This is a genomic window from Pseudomonas sp. TE6288 (assembly GCF_054062095.1).
Genome location: NZ_JBSSEW010000020.1, coordinates 72659 through 92861, shown reverse-complemented (window position 1 = coordinate 92861; position 20203 = coordinate 72659). Strand labels below are relative to the sequence as shown.

The following is a 20203-nucleotide window of genomic DNA, read 5'->3' as shown; positions in this document are numbered from 1 at the left end:
TTTGCCCATACACCCCCCCCCCATTGCCCACAACACGCTGTTGTGGGTCTGGGTTTAAACCCGCCCCCCCGCCCCTCTCCGCCCGGGACCCGGGGGGGGGGGGGGGCCGCGCCCGGCCCCCCCCCCCGCCCAACCCCTCATCAGCCTCCCGTTCTACAGGCGTAAAACTTTGAAAACAGCTTCTGTAAGGATTCTCTGCGACCCTGGCTTGCCGGCTCAAAAAGCCGTCTTAAACGCATGGGTGCAGGAGAATGCTGGATGAGCGTCCCGGACTCCCTTTAGGGACCACTGATGAGGGTAATAACTGTGCTTGAAGCCTACCGCAAACATATCGAAGAGCGTGCCGCTCTGGGTATCGTGCCCCAGCCGCTGAACGCCGAACAAACTGCAGGCCTGGTCGAGCTGCTGAAAAACCCGCCGGCCGGCGAAGAAGCCTTCCTCGTAGACCTGATCACCAACCGCGTTCCGCCAGGAGTCGACGAAGCCGCCTACGTCAAGGCCGCTTTCCTCTCCGCTGTCGCCAAGGGTGAAGCCAAGTCGCCACTGATCGACCGCAAGCACGCCACCGAGCTGCTGGGTACCATGCAGGGCGGCTACAACATCGAAACGCTGGTCGCGCTGCTGGACGACGCAGAACTGGGCGCCGTCGCGGCCGAACAGCTCAAGCACACCCTGCTGATGTTCGATGCCTTCCACGACGTGGCCGAAAAAGCCAAGGCGGGCAATGCCCACGCCAAGGCCGTGCTGGAATCCTGGGCTGCCGGCGAGTGGTTCACCTCGCGCCCGGCGATCGCCGACAAGTACACCCTGACCGTGTTCAAGGTGCCTGGCGAAACCAACACCGACGACCTGTCCCCTGCCCCGGACGCCTGGTCGCGCCCAGACATCCCGCTGCATGCCCTGGCCATGCTGAAAATGGCCCGCGACGGCATCGAGCCTTCGCAGCCTGGTTCGGTCGGCCCGTTGGCGCAGATCGAAGCGGTCAAGGCCAAGGGCTTCCCGGTCGCCTACGTCGGTGACGTGGTCGGTACCGGCTCCTCGCGTAAATCGGCCACCAACTCGGTGCTGTGGTTCTTCGGCGACGACATCCCGTACGTGCCGAACAAGCGCGCCGGTGGCTTCTGCTTCGGCACCAAGATCGCTCCGATCTTCTACAACACCATGGAAGACGCCGGCGCCCTGCCGATCGAATTCGACTGCACCAACCTGGGCATGGGCGACGTCATCGACGTTTACCCTTACAAAGGTGAAGTACGCCGTCACGGCAGCGACGAACTGGTCACCAACTTCGAGCTGAAAACCGAAGTGCTGCTGGACGAAGTCCGCGCTGGTGGTCGTATCCCGCTGATCGTCGGCCGTGGCCTGACCGAGAAAGCGCGTGCCGAGCTGGGCCTGGCCCCATCGGACCTGTTCAAGAAGCCTGAGCAACCTGCTGCTTCGACCAAGGGCTTCACCCTGGCGCAGAAGATGGTCGGCCGCGCCTGCGGTCTGCCGGAAGGCCAGGGCGTGCGCCCAGGTGCCTACTGCGAGCCGAAGATGACCACCGTCGGCTCCCAGGACACCACTGGCCCGATGACCCGCGACGAGCTGAAAGACCTGGCGTGCCTGGGCTTCTCCGCCGACCTGGTAATGCAGTCGTTCTGCCACACTGCGGCCTATCCGAAGCCGATCGACGTCACCACCCACCACACCCTGCCAGACTTCATCCGCACCCGTGGCGGCGTGTCGCTGCGCCCGGGCGACGGCATCATCCACAGCTGGCTGAACCGCATGCTGATGCCTGACACCGTCGGCACCGGTGGCGACTCGCACACCCGCTTCCCGATCGGCATCTCGTTCCCGGCAGGCTCGGGCCTGGTGGCCTTCGCCGCTGCCACCGGCGTCATGCCGCTGGACATGCCGGAGTCGATCCTGGTGCGCTTCAAGGGCAAGCTGCAGCCTGGCATCACCCTGCGTGACCTGGTCCATGCCATCCCTTACTACGCCATCCAGAAAGGCCTGCTGACCGTCGAGAAGAAAGGCAAGAAGAACGCCTTCTCCGGCCGCATCCTGGAGATTGAAGGCCTCAACGACCTGACCGTCGAGCAAGCCTTCGAGCTGTCCGACGCCTCGGCCGAACGCTCCGCCGCCGGTTGCACCATCAAGCTGCCGGAGAAGGCCATCGCCGAGTACCTGCAGTCCAACATCACCCTGCTGCGCTGGATGATCGGCGAAGGCTACGGCGATGCCCGTACCCTGGAGCGCCGCGCCCAGGCCATGGAAGCCTGGCTGGCCAAGCCTGAGCTGCTGTCGGCCGACGCCGATGCCGAATACGCCGAAATCATCGAAATCGACCTGGCCGACGTCAAGGAGCCTGTGCTCTGCGCGCCGAACGACCCGGACGACGCCCGCCTGCTGTCCTCGGTACAGGGCGAGAAGATCGACGAAGTGTTCATCGGTTCGTGCATGACCAACATTGGTCACTTCCGCGCCGCCGGCAAGCTGCTGGACAAGGTCAAGGGCGGTATCCCGACCCGTCTGTGGCTGGCCCCGCCAACCAAGATGGACGCTCACCAGCTGACCGAAGAAGGCTACTACGGCATCTACGGCAAGGCTGGCGCGCGCATGGAAATGCCAGGCTGCTCGCTGTGCATGGGTAACCAGGCACGTGTGCAGACCGGTTCGACCGTGGTCTCCACCTCGACCCGCAACTTCCCGAACCGCCTGGGCGACGCCACCAACGTGTACCTGGCCTCGGCCGAGCTGGCTGCTGTCGCTTCGATCATCGGCAAGCTGCCGACCGTCGAGGAATATATGCAGTACGCCAAGGACATCGACAGCATGGCTGCCGACGTCTACCGCTACCTGAGCTTCGACCAGATCGCCGAGTTCCGCGAAGCCGCGGCCAACGCCAAGATCCCGGTGGTTCAGGCGTAAGCAGCTGCAAGTGGTAAGTTACAAGCTGTAAGAAGAAGCCCCGGTAGCGATACCGGGGCTTCTTCGTTGGTGCCGCCGCCCTCATCGCGGGGCAAGTCGGGTCGCCGCGATGAGGACGACACAGCGAACATCACATCACGAACAGATCGACAAACCTGTGCACGGGCATGGCCTCCAGCCTCGCCTGGTCCTTGCACAACGCAACGATCTCCTCACAGCGCTGGCGCACGAAGCGCGTCGCCAGGTTCTCCCTGAACTTCGCCTCCAGCAAAGGCATCCCCTCCTCCCGCCGGCGTCGATGCCCGATCGGGTACTCCACCACCACCTGCGGCGTGTGACTGCCATCCTTGAAGAACACCTGCACGCCATTGGCAATGGAGCGCTTGTCGGCCTCCAGGTACTCGCGGCTGAAGCGCGGCTCCTCGACGATCACCATCTTCTCGCGCAGGCGGTCGATGCTCGGGTGCGCGGCATGGAAGGCATCTTCGTAGTGCTCGGCTACCAGGTCACCGAATATCAACGGCACCGCCGTCATGTATTGCAGGCAGTGGTCGCGGTCCGCGGCATTGGCCAGCGGCCCCTCCTTGGAAATGATGCGGATCGCCGATTCGTGGGTGGTGATGGCGATGCGGTCTATCTCGTGCAGGCGGTTGCGCACCTGCGGGTGCAGGATCACCGCAGCTTCGCAGGCGGTCTGGGCATGGAATTCGGCAGGGAAGCTGATCTTGAACAGCACGTTTTCCATCACATAGCTGCCCAGCGGCTGCGGCAGGCGCAGTTCACGCTGCGCCTCGGGCTTGAGCGCCAGGTCCTTGTTGGTGTGGCTGAACGACACGTCATAGAACCCCCACTGCCTGGCGGTCAGCGCACCGGGCACACCCATCTCGCCGCGCAGGGCGATATCGGCCAGGCGCACGCCGCGGCTGGAAGCATCCCCCGCCGCCCATGACTTGCGCGAGCCGGCGTTGGGCGCATGACGGTAGGTGCGCAGGGCCTGGCCATCGACGAAGGCGTGAGAGAGTGCCGAAAGCAATTGTTCGCGGCTGGCGCCCATGAGCTTGGCACACACTGCTGTCGAGGCGACCTTGACCAACAGCACATGGTCCAGGCCAACCCGGTTGAAGGAGTTCTCCAGCGCCAGCACGCCCTGGATCTCGTGGGCCATGACCATGGCATCGAGCACCTCGCGCATGGCCAGGGGCGTCTCGCCATTGGCCACGCGTTTTTGCGACAGGTGATCGGTGACCGCCAGGATGCCACCAAGGTTGTCCGAAGGATGGCCCCACTCCGCCGCCAGCCAGGTGTCGTTGTAGTCCAGCCAGCGGACGATGCAGCCGATGTCCCAGGCCGCCTTGACCGGATCGAGGCGGTAGCTGGTGCCTGGCACGCGGGCGCCGTGGGGGACAATCGTGCCTTCGACCAACGGCCCCAGGTGCTTGGTGCATTCGGGAAAGCGCAGGGCCAACAGGCCGCAGCCCAGGGTGTCCATCAGGCAGTGGCGGGCGGTGTTCAGCGCCTCGGAGGACTTGACGCGGTAGCCGAGCACATAGTCGGCGAGGGTCTGCAGGACCTGGTCGTAGTCGGGACGGGTGTTGAGGTCTACGTTTGCGCTCATTCGTGGCTCCTTGATAACAGGGGCCGCAAAGCGGCCCCGCTCAACGAATGCCGAGCACTACTGATGCCTTAGAAACTATCACCGGGCACGCGCACCCAGCCCTCCATCAGCACCCGAGCGCTGCGGCTCATGATTGCCTTGGTCACGGTCCATTGCCCGTCGACCTGACGCGCCTCGGCCCCGACCCGCAGTGTCCCGGACGGATGGCCGAAACGCACGGCACTTCGTTCTCCGCCACCGGCAGCCAGGTTGACCAGCGTCCCGGGAATCGCCGCGGCGGTACCGATGGCCACCGCTGCGGTGCCCATCATCGCGTGGTGCAGCTTGCCCATCGACAGCGCACGCACCAGCAAGTCGATCTCTTCGGCAGGCACGGCTTTGCCACTGGAGGCAGTGTAGGTGCTCGGCGCCGCGACGAACGCCACTTTCGGCGTGTGCTGGCGCCCGGCGGCCTGGTCGATATGTTCGATCAGCCCCATGCGCACGGCGCCATGGGCACGGATGGTCTCGAAACGCTGCAACGCGGCGGCATCGCCGTTGATGGCGTCCTGCAACTCGCTGCCGGTATAGCCGATATCAGCGGCATTGACGAAGATGGTCGGGATACCGGCATTGATCAGGGTCGCCTTGAAGGTACCGACGCCCGGCACCTCGAGGTCGTCGACCAGGTTGCCGGTGGGGAACATCGCCCCGCCTCCGCCCTCCTCGTCGGCGGCCGGGTCGAGGAACTCCAGCTGCACCTCGGCGGCCGGGAAGGTCACGCCGTCGAGCTCGAAATCGCCGGTTTCCTGCACCTCGCCTTCGGTGACCGGTACATGGGCGATGATGGTCTTGCCGATATTGGCCTGCCAGATCCGCACGGTAGCGATGCCGTTGCGTGGAATGCGGCTTGCATCGACCAGACCGCCACTGATGGCGAACGAGCCGACCGCCGCGGACAGGTTGCCGCAGTTGCCGCTCCAGTCGACGAAGGCCTTGTCGATCGAGACCTGGCCGAACAGGTAGTCGACGTCGTGGTCGGGCTTGATGCTTTTAGACAGGATCACCGTCTTGCTGGTGCTGGAGGTGGCGCCACCCATGCCGTCGATCTGCTTGCCGTACGGGTCGGGGCTGCCGATCACCCGCAGCAGCAGGGCGTCGCGAGCTGGGCCCGGGACCTGCGCGCGCTCGGGCAAGTCTTGCAGCCGGAAGAACACGCCTTTGCTGGTACCGCCACGGATGTAGGTGGCGGGGATTTTTACCTGTGGTGCATGTGCCATTGCAGTGTTTCCTGATCTTTTCATTGCGACGCAAAGACTGGGGCTGCTGCGCAGCCCATTCGCCGCGGTTCGTCGTCACGACAAGCCGGCTCCCACATGAGCATGCCGCACCTACTGTGGGAGCCGGCTTGCCGGCGAAAGGGCCGCTCAGCGGCCCCGCTTATTCAGGCCGTGCCTTCCAGGAAGTCCTGGGCAAAGCGCTGCAACACCCCACCCGCCTCATAGATCGACACCTCTTCGGCGGTATCCAGGCGGCAGGTCACCGGCACCTCGACGCGCTCGCCGTTGCGCCGCGTGACCACCAGGGTCAGCGTCGCGCGCGGCTTGCGCTCGCCCAGCACGTCGTAGGTTTCGCTGCCGTCCAGGCCCAAGGTCTTGCGGTCGGTACCCGCCTTGAACTCCAGCGGCAGCACGCCCATGCCCACCAGGTTGGTACGGTGGATGCGCTCGAAGCCCTCGGCGACAATCGCCTCGACGCCCGCCAGACGCACGCCCTTGGCCGCCCAGTCACGGGACGAACCCTGGCCGTAGTCGGCACCAGCAACGATAATCAGCGGCTGCTTGCGCTGCATATAGGTCTCGATGGCCTCCCACATGCGGGTCACCTTGCCTTCCGGCTCGATGCGCGCCAGCGAACCCTGCTTCACGCTACCGTCGTCGTTGCGCACCATCTCGTTGTACAGCTTGGGGTTGGCGAAGGTGGCGCGCTGCGCGGTCAGGTGGTCGCCACGGTGGGTGGCGTAGGAGTTGAAGTCTTCCTCCGGCAGGCCCATCTTCGCCAGGTATTCACCGGCGGCGCTATCCAGCAGGATGGCGTTGGACGGCGACAGGTGGTCGGTGGTGATGTTGTCCGGCAGCACCGCCAGCGGGCGCATGCCGCGCAGGGTACGCTCACCGGCCAGGGCGCCTTCCCAGTATGGCGGGCGCCGGATGTAGGTGCTCATCGGACGCCAGTCGTACAGCGGCGCGACCTTCGGCCCCTTGTCTTCCTCGATGGCGAACATCGGGATGTACACCTGGCGGAACTGCTCGGGCTTGACCGAGGCGCGCACCACGGCGTCGATTTCCTCGTCGCTCGGCCAGATGTCCTTGAGGCGGATTTCCTTGCCGTCGACCACGCCCAGCACGTCCTTCTCGATGTCGAAACGGATGGTACCGGCGATGGCGTAGGCCACCACCAGCGGCGGCGACGCGAGGAACGCCTGCTTGGCGTAGGGGTGGATACGCCCGTCGAAGTTGCGGTTGCCCGACAGCACGGCGGTGGCGTACAGGTCGCGATCGATGATCTCCTGCTGGATCAACGGGTCCAGCGCGCCGGACATGCCGTTGCAGGTGGTGCAGGCGAAGGCGACGATGCCGAAGCCCAGTTGCTCCAGCTCCTGCTCCAGGCCGGCTTCCTTCAGGTACAGCTGCACCGCCTTGGAGCCCGGCGCGAGCGACGACTTGACCCACGGTTTGCGCACCAGGCCAAGCTTGTTGGCGTTGCGTGCGATAAGGCCAGCGGCGATCACGTTGCGCGGGTTGCTGGTGTTGGTGCAGCTGGTGATGGCGGCAATGATCACCGCGCCATCCGGCATCTGCCCCGGCACCTCTTGCCATTGTCCAGCAATGCCCTTGGCTGCCAGGTCGCTGGTGGCCACGCGGGCATGCGGGTTGGACGGGCCTGCCATGTTACGCACCACGCTCGACAGGTCGAAGCTCAGGGTGCGCTCATACTCGGCCTTGGCCAGGCTGTCGGCCCACAGGCCGGCGACCTTGGCGTAGGTTTCCACCAACTGCACCTGCTGGTCATCGCGGCCGGTCAGCCTGAGGTAGTCGATGGTCTGCTGGTCGATGGCGAACATCGCCGCGGTGGCGCCGTACTCCGGGGCCATGTTGGAGATGGTGGCACGGTCGCCCAGGGTCAGCGCGCTGGCGCCAGCACCGTGGAATTCGAGGTAGGCGCCGACCACCTTCTGCTTGCGCAGGAACTCGGTCAAGGCCAGTACCAGGTCGGTAGCGGTGATGTTCGGCGCCAGGCGCCCGGTCAGCTCGACGCCGACGATCTCCGGCAGGCGCATCCACGAGGCGCGGCCGAGCATGACGTTTTCGGCCTCCAGGCCACCGACACCGATGGCGATCACGCCCAGGGCGTCGACATGCGGGGTGTGGCTGTCGGTGCCGACGCAGGTGTCGGGGTAGGCCACGCCGCGGTCGTTGTGGATCACTGGCGACATCTTCTCCAGGTTGATCTGGTGCATGATGCCGTTGCCCGGCTGGATCACATCGACGTTCTTGAACGCCTGCTTGGTCCAGTTGATGAAGTGGAAACGGTCCTCATTGCGGCGGTCTTCGATGGCGCGGTTCTTGTCGAACGCCTGCGGGTCGAAGCCCCCGCATTCCACGGCAAGCGAATGGTCGACGATCAGTTGCACCGGCACCACCGGATTGACCGCGGCCGGGTCGCCGCCTTTTTCAGCGATGGCGTCGCGCAGCCCGGCGAGGTCGACCAGGGCGGTCTGGCCAAGGATGTCGTGGCACACCACGCGGGCCGGGAACCAGGGGAAGTCGAGGTCGCGCTTGCGCTCGATCAGTTGCTCGAGCGATGCATCGAGGGTGGCCGGATCGCAGCGGCGCACCAGGTTTTCGGCCAGTACGCGGGAGGTATAGGGCAAGCCGTCGTAAGCGCCAGGCTTGATCGCCTCGACCGCGGCACGGGCGTCGAAGTAGTCCAGGGCGGTGCCTGGCAGGTTCTTGCGGAATGCGGTGTTCATATCGTTATCGGGCTCACGGTATTCGGTTTGCAGGTCAGGCCTTGGGGGCGCTGCGCACCCCATCGCCGGCAAGCCGGCTCCCACAGCAACGCATGGACATTGTGGGAGCCGGCTTGCCGGCGAAAGGGCTGCATGGCAGCCCCAGCGGTCGTTGCCTCAGCGCTGCTCGATCGGCACGAACTCGCGCTGCTCGACGCCGGTGTACTCGGCACTCGGGCGGATGATGCGGTTGTTGGCGCGCTGCTCGAACACGTGCGCGGCCCAGCCGGTCAGGCGCGAGCAGACGAAGATCGGGGTGAACAGCTTGGTCGGGATGCCCATGAAGTGGTACGCCGAAGCATGGTAGAAGTCGGCATTGGGGAACAGGCGCTTCTGCTCCCACATGGTCTTGTCGATGGCTTCGGAGACCGGGTACAGGACCTTGTCGCCCACCTCGTCGGCCAACTGCTTCGCCCAGCCCTTGATCACTTCGTTGCGCGGGTCGGACTCTTTGTAGATGGCATGACCGAAGCCCATGATCTTGTCCTTGCGTTCGAGCATGCGCAGCAGCTCGGCAGTGGCTTCCTGCGGGCTCTGGAAGCGCTCGATCAGCTCCATGGCGGCTTCGTTGGCGCCACCGTGCAGCGGGCCGCGCAGCGAGCCGATGGCGGCGGTGACGCAGGAGTACAGGTCGGACAGGGTCGAGGCACAGACCCGGGCGGTGAAGGTCGAGGCGTTGAATTCGTGCTCGGCGTAGAGGATCAGCGAGACGTTCATCACCTTGACGTGCAGCTCGCTCGGCTTCTTGCCGTGCAGCAGGTGCAGGAAGTGGCCGCCGAGGGTGTCTTCGTCGCTGCTGCAGTCGATACGCACGCCGTGGTGGGTGTAGCGGTACCAGTAGCACATCACCGCCGGGAACAACGCCAGCAGGCGGTCGGTCTTGTCGCGCTGGGCGTCGAAGGTCAGCTCCGGCTCCAGAGTGCCGAGCACCGAGCAGCCGGTGCGCATCACGTCCATCGGGTGGGCATCGCGCGGAATGCGCTCGAGCACTTCCTTCAAGGCTTGTGGCAGGTCGCGCAGGCCCTTGAGCTTGTGCTTGTAATCGGCCAGCTCGGCCTTGCTCGGCAGCTCGCCGTAGAGCAGCAGGTAGGCCACTTCCTCGAACTCGGCGCCTGCGGCCAGGTCGCGCACGTCATAGCCGCGGTAGGTCAGGCCGGCACCGGCCTGGCCGACGGTCGACAGCGCGGTCTGGCCGGCCACCTGGCCACGCAGGCCCGCGCCACTGAGTACTTTTGCTTCGGCCATGGTGTTTCTCCTTTCTTGAATTTGTTATCGAAGTCTTTCTGGCTAATCCGGGTGGCTGTACCGGCCTATCGCCGGCAAGCCGGCTCCCACAAAAAGCAGGCTTGCGCAATCCTGTGGGAGCTGGCTTGCCAGCGATGAGGCCCTCACGGCCTCAACCTTTTTTCTGGGCGAACAACGCATCGAGGCTCTGCTCGAAGGCGTGATAGCCGATGGCATCGTAGAGCTCCATGCGGGTCTGCATGGTGTCGATCACGTTCTTCTGCGTGCCGTCGCGGCGCAGCGCGGTGTAGACGTTCTCTGCCGCCTTGTTCATGGCGCGGAAGGCCGACAGCGGGTAGAGCACCAACGACACGTCGACCGACGCCAATTCCTCGGTGGTGTACAGCGGCGTGGCGCCGAACTCGGTGATATTTGCCAGGATCGGCGCCTTCACCCGGTCGGCGAAGGTCTTGTACATGTGCAACTCGGTGATCGCCTCGGGGAAGATCATGTCGGCGCCGGCCTCGATGCAGGCGGCGGCGCGATCCAGCGCGGCGTTCAGGCCTTCCACCGCCAGGGCGTCGGTACGGGCCATGATCACGAAGCTATCGTCGCTGCGTGCATCCACGGCCGCCTTGATGCGGTCGACCATCTCCTGCTGCGAGACGATCTCCTTGTTCGGGCGGTGACCGCAGCGCTTGGCGCCGACCTGGTCCTCGATATGGATGGCGGCGGCGCCGAACTTGCTCATCGACTTGACAGTGCGGGCGACGTTGAAGGCCGAAGCGCCAAAGCCGGTGTCGACATCCACCAGCAACGGCAGGTCGCACACATCGGTGATGCGCCGCACGTCGGTAAGCACGTCGTCCAGGCCACTGATGCCCAGGTCCGGCAGCCCCAGGGAGCCGGCGGCGACACCACCACCGGAGAGGTAGATGGCCTTGAAGCCGGCGCGCTTGGCCAGCAGGGCGTGGTTGGCGTTGATGGTCCCGACCACCTGCAGCGGATGTTCGGCGGCGACCGCGTCACGGAAACGCTGGCCGGGCGTGCTCTTCACTGTCATGACTCACCTCGTGGGCTATTGTTGTCGGCACCCTGGTAGTGGCGCTCGATATTGCGTTTGGACGCGCCGATGTGGCGGCGCATCAGGAGTTCTGCAAGCTCACCGTCGCGGGCTTCGATGGCATCGAGGATACGGTGGTGCTCGGCGAAGGCCTGGCGCGGGCGGTTGGGCGTGGAGGAGAACTGGATGCGGTACATGCGCACCAGCTGGTACAGCTCGCCGCAGAGCATCTTGTACAAGGTCTGGTTGCCGCTGCCCTGGATGATCCGGTAGTGGAAGTCGTAGTCGCCTTCCTGCTGGTAATAGCCCTGCCCGGCCTGGAACGCGGCATCGCGCTCATGGGTATCGAGCACATGGCGCAGCTCGTCGATGGCGGCCTGGCTCATGCGCTCGGCGGCCAGGCGGCAGGCCATGCCTTCGAGCGATTCGCGGATTTCGTACAGCTCGATCAGCTCGGCGTGGCTCAGCGACACCACCCGTGCGCCGACATGGGGCACGCGCACCAGCAGGCGCTGGCCTTCGAGGCGGTGGATGGCTTCGCGCAGCGGGCCACGGCTGATGCCGTAGGTACGCGCAAGCTCAGGCTCGGAAATCTTGCTGCCGGGGGCGATCTCGCCCTTGACGATGGCGGCCTGGATACGCCGGAAGACATGCTCCGAGAGGGTCTCGGTCTCGTCCTGCGGCAGTGCCACGGCCTGGGATGCATCCAGCATGATTGTCGACACCTTTAAAATCAATGACGGCAAAACTAGCTAAACAGAGAGCCACAGTCAAAGACAAAAAGAACATTGTCGACAATCGTCTAATAACGAACTAACCAAGCCCACCCGCGGTCAGATCGCGGGCGCGCTGGCGTCAAGGCACCGGCGTGATAGAATGCCGCGCTCCTTCGGGAGCATGGATAGTGTGTCTGTCATCATTTCATGCCCATGACAGATCAATGAGGACGCTTGGCCAGTCGCCTTGCCCTGAACTTTGCACAGCACCGCGCCAGGATTATGAGACTCAAACCCGCTTCATTGCTGCTCTGCCTGACCCTGCTGCCGGCACTCGCGCCCGCGGCCGAAAAGACCGTGTACGGTCTCAATGAATACGCCCGCCTGGGCGACCTTGACCTGGAAGTGGCAGCCAAGCTCGACACTGGCGCCAAGACCGCCTCGCTCAGCGCCCGCGACATCAAGCGCTTCAAGCGCAACGGCGAGAGCTGGGTGCGCTTCTACCTGGCCATCGACGCCGCGCACAAGCACCCCATCGAACGCCCTCTGGCCCGCGTCAGCAAGATCAAGCGCCGCGCCGGGGACTATGACGCCGATTCGGGCAAGGCCTACACTGCCCGCCCGGTCATCGAACTCGACATCTGCATGGGCCAGACGCGACGCACCATCGAGGTCAACCTCACCGACCGCAGCGCCTTCCAGTTCCCGCTGCTGATCGGCTCCGAGGCCCTCAAGCACTTCGGTGCGCTGGTCGACCCAAGCCTTAAATACGCGGCCGGCAAACCTGCCTGTGCCACCGAAGCTACCAAAGCAGAGTAATTCCGATGCGCTCTCTTACCCTCCACCTGAAAGTCCTGATCACCATCCTGGTGGTGCTGGGCATCGCGATCACGGCCTACCAGATCTTCGCCCTCGGCATCCCGGTGACCGAGGACGAGACCGATGACCTGTGGAACATCGACGCCAAGGTCGAGTTCGTTGCCAGCGCCAAGGACCCGGTCAAGGTGCAGATGTTCGTGCCCCCGCTGAACCGTGACTACGTGAGCCTCAACGAGAGCTTCATCTCCAACAACTACGGGGTCAGCGTCAACCGCGCCGACGGCAACCGCAAGGTGACCTGGTCGGCCCGTCGCGCCAGCGGCAACCAGACCCTCTACTACCGCCTGGTGCTGACCAAGCGCTACAGCAACGAGAAGGCCAAGATCAAAGGCCCGACCTTCCGCGACAGCCTGGCCGTCGAAGGCCCGGAGAAGATTGCCGCCGAGGCACTGATGGCACCGATTCGCCAGCATTCGGCTGACGTCGAGACCTTCGTCAGCGAGACCATCAAGCGGGTCAACAACGCCAACGACGACAACGCCAAGCTGCTGCTGGCCGGCGACAACTCGCCGCTGAAGAAAGCCCAGGTCATCGACCTGCTGCTGTCCATCGCCCACGTTCCGCTGGAGAAGGTCCACACCATCCGCCTGGTGGCCGACACCCCGCAGAGCCCTGAGCTGTGGCTGCGCAGCTTCAACGGCAACGACTGGCTGTACTTCAACCCGGAGACCGGCGAACAGGGCCTGCCCAGCGACCGCCTGCTGTGGTGGACCGGCGACGACAACCTGATCACCGTCGATGGCGGCAAGAAGGCCACCGTTACCTTCAGCATGAACAACAGCGAGATGAACGCCATCCGCCTGGCCAAGCTGACCGACGAGAACACCGACGCCGACTTCCTCGAGTACTCGCTGTACGGCCTGCCGCTACAGACCCAGCAGACCTTCATGATCATGGTGATGATCCCGATCGGCGTGCTGGTGATCCTGGTGCTGCGCAACCTGATCGGCATCCAGACCCTGGGCACCTTCACCCCGGTACTGATCGCCCTGGCCTTCCGCGAGACGCAACTGGGCTTCGGCATCATCCTGTTCACGGTAATCACCGCCCTGGGCCTGTCGCTGCGCTCGTACCTGGAACACCTCAAGCTGCAGATGCTGCCGCGCCTGTCGGTGGTGCTGACCTTCGTCGTGGTGCTGATCGCCGCCATCAGCCTGTTCAGCCACAAGCTGGGCCTGGAGCGCGGGCTGTCGGTAGCGCTGTTCCCTATGGTGATCCTGACCATGACCATCGAACGCCTGTCGATCACCTGGGAAGAACGTGGCGGCGGCCATGCCATGAAAGTGGCCGTCGGCACCCTGTTCGCCGCCTCCATCGCGCACCTGCTGATGACCGTGCCGGAAGCCGTGTACTTCGTCTTCACCTTCCCGGCGGTGCTGCTGATCCTGGTGGGCTTCATGCTGGCGATGGGTCGCTACCGCGGCTACCGCCTGACCGAGCTCGTGCGCTTCAAGGCATTCCTGAAGAAGGCTGACGCCTGATGTTCGGCCTGATCAAGACCTGGAAAGCCCTGGAGGCCCGGGGCATCATGGGTATCAACCGGCGCAACGCGGACTACGTGTTGAAGTACAACAAGCGCCACCTGTACCCGATCGTCGACGACAAGATCATCACCAAGGAGCGCGCCTTGGCGGCCGGCATCCATGTGCCGGAGATGTACGGCATCATCGAGACCGAGAAGCAGATCGAGAAGCTCGACGAGATCATCGGCGGGCGCAGCGACTTCGTCATCAAGCCGGCCCAGGGCGCCGGCGGTGACGGCATCCTGGTGATCGCCGACCGCTTCGAGGACCGCTACCGCACGGTCTCGGGCAAGATCATCAGCCACGAGGAGATCGAGCACCAGATCTCCAGCATCCTTACCGGCCTGTATTCGCTGGGCGGGCACCGCGACCGTGCGCTGATCGAGTACCGGGTCACCCCGGACCAGATCTTCAAGAGCATCAGCTACGAGGGGGTGCCCGACATCCGCATCATCGTGCTGATGGGCTATCCGGTGATGGCCATGCTGCGTCTGCCGACCCGCCAGTCCGGCGGCAAGGCCAACCTGCACCAGGGCGCCATCGGCGTTGGTGTGGACCTGGCCACCGGCCTGACACTGCGCGGCACCTGGCTGAACAAGATCATCAGCAAGCACCCCGACACCACCAACGCAGTGGACGGCGTGCAACTGCCGAACTGGGACGGTTTCATGAAGCTTGCGGCCAGCTGCTACGAGCTGTGCGGCCTGGGCTATATCGGCGTGGACATGGTGCTGGACCAGGACAAGGGCCCGCTGATCCTCGAACTCAACGCCCGCCCCGGCCTGAACATCCAGATCGCCAACGACTGCGGGCTCACGCAACGCACCCACGCCATCGAGGCGCACCTGGAGATGCTGGCCAAGGAAGGTCGCAGCGAGGATGCCGAGCAGCGCGTGAAGGTCTCGCAAGGCCTGTTCGGACACGTTCATCCAGGCTGAAACCTCGTAGGAGCGGGCTTGCCCCGCGATTGGCATAAAGGCAGCCTGCGCTATCGCGGGGCAAGCCCGCTCCCACGACCCCGTCTTTGCGCAACATCTAAATGTCGCTGCCAGCGCTAGGCGCATCCCCCCCACAGGTCTACAATCGCCCTCCTCGCTTTTTCATCGCCGTCCACTCTGATGCCGACCTGTACGCTGCACCCCCTGCCCTACCAGCCCGACCCCGCCTTCTACTTCGAACGCCTGCGCCGCGCGCCCGGCGCGATCCTGCTCGACAGCGCCCGCCCAAGCGCCGAACGGGGTCGCTACGACCTGCTCAGCGCCTGGCCCCTGCAACAGCTGCAGGCACGCACCGATGAAAACGGCCAGGCTTATCTGCAACGCCTGCGCCAGGCATTGATGGACCTGGGGGAAGCCCAACTGCCCGACGGCATCGAACTGCCCTTCGCCGGCGGCTTGATCGGCTACCTGAGCTACGATTTCGGCCGGCGCCTGGAGCATCTGCCCGCCTTGGCGGCCGACGACCTCAAGCTGCCTGATGCGCAGCTCGGGCTGTATGCGTGGGCATTGGTGACCGACCATCGACTGGGCAGCAGCCAACTGGTGCTCCACCCCAGCCTGCCCCAAGCCGAACGGCAGCGCCTGATCGCGATCTTCGAAGCCAGCCCCTCGGCCGAATCGACTGACTTTCAGTTGCTCGCGCCGATGACCGGCGATCTTCACGCCGCGCAGTACCGGGCAGCGTTCGACCAGGTCCAGCGCTACATCCAGGCCGGCGACTGCTATCAGATCAACCTTACCCAACGCTTCCGCGCCCCATGCCAGGGCGACCCGTGGCACGCCTACCAGGCCCTGCGCGCCGCCTGCCCAACGCCTTTCTCCGGCTACCAGCAGCTGGATGAAGGCACGGCGCTGCTGAGCTTCTCACCCGAGCGCTTCATCCGTGTCAGCCAGGGCGAGGTCGAGACCCGCCCGATCAAGGGCACTCGGCCGCGCTCCGCCGACCCGCGCGAGGACGCCCGCAACGCCGCCGAATTGCTGGCCAGCGCCAAGGACCGCTCGGAAAACCTGATGATCGTCGACCTGCTGCGCAACGATATCGGTCGCACCTGCCAGACCGGCTCGGTGAAGGTCCCGGAACTGTTCAGCCTGGAGAGCTACCCCAACGTCCATCACCTGGTCAGCAGCGTGGTCGGCCAGCTGGCCGCCGGCAAGGACGCCCTGGACCTGATCGCCGGCAGCTTCCCCGGCGGCTCGATCACCGGCGCGCCGAAGATCCGCGCCATGCAGATCATCGACGAGCTGGAGCCGACGCGCCGGGCGCTGTACTGCGGCTCGCTGCTGTACCTCGACGTGCGCGGCGAGATGGACAGCTCGATCGCCATCCGCAGCCTGCTGGTCAAGGACGGCCAGGTCAGTTGCTGGGGCGGTGGCGCGGTGGTGGCCGATTCGGATTGGCAGGCCGAATACGAAGAGTCGATCGCCAAGGTGCGCGTGCTGATGGAAACGCTGCAAGACTTGTAGAACTCCGTTGGAGCGGGCTTGCCCCGCGATCGCCAGGCGTCTGCCCCGCCATTTTTTGTTACCATCTGACCACTACGAGCGCACAGCGCCACTCACCCGATGGAAACCGCCTGATGAGCCAACCCTTCGACGTCGCCGCCCTGGCCGCGACCTACGCCAGCAAGTCCCCGCAGGAGATCCTCAAGCTCGCCTTCGAACACTTCGGCGACGACCTGTGGATCTCCTTCAGCGGTGCCGAGGATGTGGTGCTGGTGGACATGGCCTGGAAGCTGAACAAGCAGGTCAAGGTGTTCAGCCTCGATACCGGTCGCCTGCACCCGGAAACCTACCGCTTCATCGACCAGGTGCGCGAGCAGTACAACCTGCCGATCGAAATCCTCAGCCCGGACCGCGCCAAGCTCGACCCGTTCGTCAAGGAAAAGGGCCTGTTCAGCTTCTACAAGGACGGCCACGGCGAGTGCTGCGGCATCCGCAAGATCGAGCCGCTGCGCCGCAAGCTGGCCACCGTCAGCGCCTGGGCCACCGGCCAGCGCCGCGACCAGAGCCCGGGCACCCGCAGCCAAGTGGCTGCCCTGGAGATCGATAGCGCTTTCTCCACCCCCGAACACCCCCTGTACAAGTTCAACCCCCTGGCGCAGATGACCAGCGAGGAAGTCTGGGGCTACATCCGCATGCTCGAGCTGCCCTACAACAGCCTGCATGAGCGCGGCTTCATCAGCATTGGTTGCGAGCCGTGCACCCGCCCGGTGCTGCCGAACCAGCATGAGCGCGAAGGACGTTGGTGGTGGGAGGAGTCGACCCAGAAGGAATGCGGGCTGCACGCCGGCAACCTGATCAGCAAGGCATGAACGACTGGGGCCGCAAAGCGGCCCCAGTTATTTCAGGTCAGTGCACCGGCAACTCGACACCCTCGAACAGCTCTTCGAGCTCCTGCTTGTTATGGCACTGGATCGCCTTGGCCATCACCTCACGGGTCAGGTGCGGGGCGAACTTCTCGATGAAGTCGCACATGAAACCACGCAGGAAGGTGCCGCGACGGAAACCGATCTTGGTGATGCTGGCTTCGAACAGTTCGCTGGCATCCAGGCACACCAGGTCGCTGTCGAGCTTCGGGTCCACCGCCATCTTGGCCACGATACCCACGCCCAGGCCCAGGCGCACATACGTCTTGATCACGTCGGCGTCGGCCGCGGTGAACACCACCTTCGGTGTCAGGCCACGGTGGTTGAACGCCTCGTCGAGCTTGGAGCGACCAGTGAAGCCGAATACATAGGTAACGATCGGGTACTCAGCCACCGCCTCCAGGGTCAGCTTAGGCAGCTTGGTCAGCGGGTGCCCCTGAGGCACTACCACGCAACGGTTCCACTTGTAGCATGGCATCATGATCAGGTCGCCGAACAGCTCCAGCGCCTCGGTGGCGATGGCAAAATCGACGGTGCCGTCAGCCGCCATCTCGGCGATCTGCATGGGCGAGCCCTGGTGCATGTGCAGGGCGACTTCCGGGTATTGCTTGATGAAATTGCTGATCACCGGCGGCAGCGCATAGCGCGCCTGGGTGTGGGTGGTGGCGATCGACAGGGTGCCCTTTTTCTCGTTGGAGAATTCCTGGGCGATCTGCTTGATGCTCTCGACCTTGCGCAGGATCTCGCCGGCAGTATTGATGATGCGCTCGCCCGCGGGGGTGACACGGGTCAGGTGCTTGCCGCTGCGGGCGAAGACTTCGACGCCCAGCTCATCCTCGAGCAGGCGGATCTGCTTGCTGATCCCGGGCTGGGAGGTATAGAGGCTCTGCGCCGTCGCGGAAACGTTGAGGTCATGGTGCGCCACTTCCCAGATGTAGCGCAGTTGCTGAAGCTTCATAGATATCCCTCAAAGGCGGTAGGTCACCGGCGCGCCGGCAGCAACGAGTTATAACTATATTAGTGGCTAGAGAAATAAATCTAGAACTATTTTGTTACGTTCGCAGGAAAAAACCTACCGCCACACTCACACTTTCCTACGCCCAAGATGCTGGGCCAACGGCACCATGTACACCGGCACCGGCGACAGCTGCAGCAACCGCACCGCCGTGCGACCGATCGGCACGTCCACCCCGGCCCCTGCGCTGTGGCTGCCAAAGATCAGCAAGTCGACCGCCAGGCGCTGGGCCTGTTCAAGGATCACCTGCGCCGGGTCGCCTTGACGCACCCGTACCGCACGGATCAGCGCCAGATCGGCGACCTCGCCCAGTTCCTCGCGAAAGTTTTCCAGCACCCGCTGCTCGATATTGGCCATGACCGTAGTCACGCCCTCACTGTGCAATGCATCGAGAGTCTGCTCATCGAGGTAGCTCTGCAGCAAGGATTCGGCGAACTGGCCCATGGGCTCCACGGCATGGATCACATACAGCTCCGCGTTGAAGGTCCGCGCCAGGGCCAAGGCGTGCTGCATGACGAAGGGCGCGTAAACACCGAGGTCTGTAGCGAACAGCATGGAACGGATCATTCGACCTCCTCGACTGCCGCTTCGGCAGAGCAAGCTTGAGCTTAGCAGCGCCATGGGCCGTCGCCTGGCCGTCCGGCGCACAGCCGCTGCGGCTTTCAGGCCTGCCGGTTACGCCGGTCGAGAAACGCCAGTGCCTGGTACAACGCCTCCATGCGCGGCAACTCGCACCCCGCCGCGCGTGCGCGGGCCAAGGGCTCGGCGTAGATCGCCTGCAGCTCCAGCGGCCGCTGCAAGGCATGGTCGTGATACATGCTTGGCCAATAGTCCGGCATCTTTTCGGTAACCCGGAACAGGTGCTCGGCATAGCCTTGCGGCAACTCAAGGCCACAGGCCCTGGCGCCGGCCACCACTTCCGCCATCAGAGCCTGGATCAGCGCACGGCTGTCGGCATCGCCCATCAGGGGTGTGGTGCTGGCCTGCAGCAGCACCGAAAGGCCGTTGTAGGGCACATTCCACACCAGCTTCTGCCAACGCGCCTGGTCGAGGTCGGCCATGGCCTGGGAGTCGATGCCCGCGGCCCGGAACAGGGCCGCGCCCTCCTCCACCACTACCGCTGCGTCACCCTGTGCAGGGCCACTGTGATAGCCCAGGTTCACCGCGCCCAACGACTGGTGACGAATCACCCCGGGGCGCTCGCGGTTGACACAGATGAAGCACAGCCCACCCAGCAGGTGCATGTCCGGACGCAAGGCCGGGCGCAGTTGCTCCTCGACCCCAAGGCCATTCTGCAGCAAGACCACTCTGGCCTGCGGCGCTGCGGCTTGCACGATCAAGGGCGCCAGCTCGGCATTGCTGGTGGCCTTGGCCCCCACCAGCAGCCAGTCGCAAGGCGGCATGTCGGCGGCAGAGGCGTAGGCCTGCACGGGCATGCGCACCTGACCATGCACGGCGCTGTCGAGCTGCAGCCCCTGCTCATGCACGGCCTGGTATTCACTGCGCAACAGAAAGTGCACGTCGAAGCCGGCGCGGGCGAGCATCAGGCCATAGAAGCCACCGATTGCGCCGCTGCCAATGATGCCGATACGGGGATTGCCAACCTGAGGGTCGAGGGACGCCATGCCGTGCTCCTGGTCAAGAGTCATTGTTATGGGTCAGCACTATACGCAGGTGTTGCTGCCACGGTGAAATCGTCCCGCCAGGCCGCAAGCTCGCGCCCAAATGCCGCTTGGCGGGCAAAAACCCCGTATCGACGGGGCCCAGCCCATTGTCGCGCCCCCGCTAACGCGCTAAGGTTCGGCCTCCCCGCTGCGAACAATCTGCTGCTGGGCCG

General features: G+C 64.6%; 15 protein-coding genes. 6 read left to right on the top strand and 9 right to left on the bottom strand.

What is annotated here, in order from left to right; genetic code table 11:
* Nucleotides 1-306: 306 nt before the first annotated feature.
* The gene (acnB, locus tag ACVWY1_RS20880; protein ID WP_110700910.1) at nt 307-2916 is read left to right on the top strand and encodes a bifunctional aconitate hydratase 2/2-methylisocitrate dehydratase; all 2610 of its coding nucleotides are present in this window, start codon (nt 307-309) and stop codon (nt 2914-2916) included.
* 130 nt (nt 2917-3046) lie between these two features.
* On the opposite strand, the gene prpD is transcribed toward acnB, so the two are convergent.
* From prpD to ACVWY1_RS20850, 6 genes are all read right to left on the bottom strand, one after another.
* Entirely contained in the window at nt 3047-4531 is a 1485-nt protein-coding gene (gene prpD, locus ACVWY1_RS20875) for a 2-methylcitrate dehydratase (RefSeq protein ID WP_457378699.1), read from the bottom strand.
* Between the two features lie 68 nt (nt 4532-4599).
* Nucleotides 4600-5790 carry a 2-methylaconitate cis-trans isomerase PrpF gene (prpF, locus tag ACVWY1_RS20870; RefSeq protein WP_139669935.1) on the bottom strand — a complete coding sequence of 397 codons (1191 nt, stop codon included), beginning with the start codon at nt 5788-5790 and terminating at the stop codon, nt 4600-4602.
* Nucleotides 5791-5954: 164 nt separating this feature from the next.
* The gene (acnD, locus tag ACVWY1_RS20865; RefSeq protein WP_277504970.1) at nt 5955-8543 is read right to left on the bottom strand and encodes a Fe/S-dependent 2-methylisocitrate dehydratase AcnD; all 2589 of its coding nucleotides are present in this window, start codon (nt 8541-8543) and stop codon (nt 5955-5957) included.
* 156 nt (nt 8544-8699) lie between these two features.
* A complete protein-coding gene (gene prpC / locus ACVWY1_RS20860; RefSeq protein WP_102683265.1) occupies nt 8700-9827 on the bottom strand; it encodes a bifunctional 2-methylcitrate synthase/citrate synthase in 1128 nt (375 codons plus the stop codon).
* Nucleotides 9828-9978: 151 nt separating this feature from the next.
* Complete coding sequence (gene prpB, locus ACVWY1_RS20855; protein WP_038706441.1) at nt 9979-10869, bottom strand: methylisocitrate lyase; 891 nt, start codon at nt 10867-10869, stop codon at nt 9979-9981.
* Nucleotides 10866-11582 (bottom strand): GntR family transcriptional regulator, encoded by a 717-nt coding sequence (locus ACVWY1_RS20850; protein ID WP_102683264.1) that lies wholly within the window; start codon nt 11580-11582, stop codon nt 10866-10868. Before ACVWY1_RS20850 ends, prpB begins: the two co-directional genes overlap by 4 nt.
* Before the next feature lie 285 nt (nt 11583-11867).
* On the opposite strand from ACVWY1_RS20850, the gene rloA reads away from it, so the two are divergent.
* The 5 genes from rloA to ACVWY1_RS20825 all read left to right on the top strand — a co-directional run bounded on the left by rloA (nt 11868) and on the right by ACVWY1_RS20825 (nt 17297).
* Nucleotides 11868-12404, top strand: a complete 537-nt coding sequence (gene rloA / locus ACVWY1_RS20845) for a retropepsin-like aspartic peptidase RloA (RefSeq protein ID WP_102683263.1) — start codon at nt 11868-11870, stop codon at nt 12402-12404.
* A 5-nt stretch (nt 12405-12409) separates the two neighbouring features.
* Nucleotides 12410-13945: an osmotic stress tolerance membrane protein RloB gene (gene rloB / locus ACVWY1_RS20840; protein WP_198753926.1), complete on the top strand. Its 1536-nt coding sequence runs from the start codon at nt 12410-12412 to the stop codon at nt 13943-13945.
* A complete protein-coding gene (locus tag ACVWY1_RS20835) occupies nt 13945-14925 on the top strand; it encodes an alpha-L-glutamate ligase-like protein (RefSeq protein WP_102683261.1) in 981 nt (326 codons plus the stop codon). Before rloB ends, ACVWY1_RS20835 begins: the two co-directional genes overlap by 1 nt.
* Before the next feature lie 180 nt (nt 14926-15105).
* Nucleotides 15106-16449 (top strand): aminodeoxychorismate synthase component I, encoded by a 1344-nt coding sequence (pabB, locus tag ACVWY1_RS20830; RefSeq protein ID WP_457378698.1) that lies wholly within the window; start codon nt 15106-15108, stop codon nt 16447-16449.
* A 113-nt stretch (nt 16450-16562) separates the two neighbouring features.
* Nucleotides 16563-17297, top strand: coding sequence for a phosphoadenylyl-sulfate reductase (locus ACVWY1_RS20825; protein WP_102683259.1), 735 nt, complete (start codon nt 16563-16565; stop codon nt 17295-17297).
* A 37-nt stretch (nt 17298-17334) separates the two neighbouring features.
* Here ACVWY1_RS20825 and cysB read toward each other — a convergent pair whose 3' ends face one another.
* From cysB to ACVWY1_RS20810, 3 genes are all read right to left on the bottom strand, one after another.
* Entirely contained in the window at nt 17335-18309 is a 975-nt protein-coding gene (gene cysB, locus ACVWY1_RS20820; RefSeq protein WP_011533140.1) for an HTH-type transcriptional regulator CysB, read from the bottom strand.
* 126 nt (nt 18310-18435) lie between these two features.
* On the bottom strand, nt 18436-18933 hold the full coding sequence (locus ACVWY1_RS20815; protein WP_046854907.1) for a universal stress protein: 498 nt from the start codon (nt 18931-18933) through the stop codon (nt 18436-18438).
* A gap of 95 nt (nt 18934-19028) precedes the next feature.
* On the bottom strand, nt 19029-19991 hold the full coding sequence (locus ACVWY1_RS20810) for a putative 2-dehydropantoate 2-reductase (protein WP_198753924.1): 963 nt from the start codon (nt 19989-19991) through the stop codon (nt 19029-19031).
* Nucleotides 19992-20203: the final 212 nt, after the last annotated feature.

What these genes read in the sequence shown, in the direction of transcription:
- prpD (WP_457378699.1), bottom strand. Translation starts at nt 4,531, where the DNA reads ATGAGCGCAAACGTAGACCTCAACACCCGTCCCGACTACGACCAGGTC.
- prpF (WP_139669935.1), bottom strand. Translation starts at nt 5,790, where the DNA reads ATGGCACATGCACCACAGGTAAAAATCCCCGCCACCTACATCCGTGGC.
- acnD (WP_277504970.1), bottom strand. Translation starts at nt 8,543, where the DNA reads ATGAACACCGCATTCCGCAAGAACCTGCCAGGCACCGCCCTGGACTAC.
- prpC (WP_102683265.1), bottom strand. Translation starts at nt 9,827, where the DNA reads ATGGCCGAAGCAAAAGTACTCAGTGGCGCGGGCCTGCGTGGCCAGGTG.
- prpB (WP_038706441.1), bottom strand. Translation starts at nt 10,869, where the DNA reads ATGACAGTGAAGAGCACGCCCGGCCAGCGTTTCCGTGACGCGGTCGCC.
- ACVWY1_RS20850 (WP_102683264.1), bottom strand. Translation starts at nt 11,582, where the DNA reads ATGCTGGATGCATCCCAGGCCGTGGCACTGCCGCAGGACGAGACCGAG.
- rloA (WP_102683263.1), top strand. Translation starts at nt 11,868, where the DNA reads ATGAGACTCAAACCCGCTTCATTGCTGCTCTGCCTGACCCTGCTGCCG.
- rloB (WP_198753926.1), top strand. Translation starts at nt 12,410, where the DNA reads ATGCGCTCTCTTACCCTCCACCTGAAAGTCCTGATCACCATCCTGGTG.
- ACVWY1_RS20835 (WP_102683261.1), top strand. Translation starts at nt 13,945, where the DNA reads ATGTTCGGCCTGATCAAGACCTGGAAAGCCCTGGAGGCCCGGGGCATC.
- pabB (WP_457378698.1), top strand. Translation starts at nt 15,106, where the DNA reads ATGCCGACCTGTACGCTGCACCCCCTGCCCTACCAGCCCGACCCCGCC.
- ACVWY1_RS20825 (WP_102683259.1), top strand. Translation starts at nt 16,563, where the DNA reads ATGAGCCAACCCTTCGACGTCGCCGCCCTGGCCGCGACCTACGCCAGC.
- cysB (WP_011533140.1), bottom strand. Translation starts at nt 18,309, where the DNA reads ATGAAGCTTCAGCAACTGCGCTACATCTGGGAAGTGGCGCACCATGAC.
- ACVWY1_RS20815 (WP_046854907.1), bottom strand. Translation starts at nt 18,933, where the DNA reads ATGATCCGTTCCATGCTGTTCGCTACAGACCTCGGTGTTTACGCGCCC.
- ACVWY1_RS20810 (WP_198753924.1), bottom strand. Translation starts at nt 19,991, where the DNA reads ATGGCGTCCCTCGACCCTCAGGTTGGCAATCCCCGTATCGGCATCATT.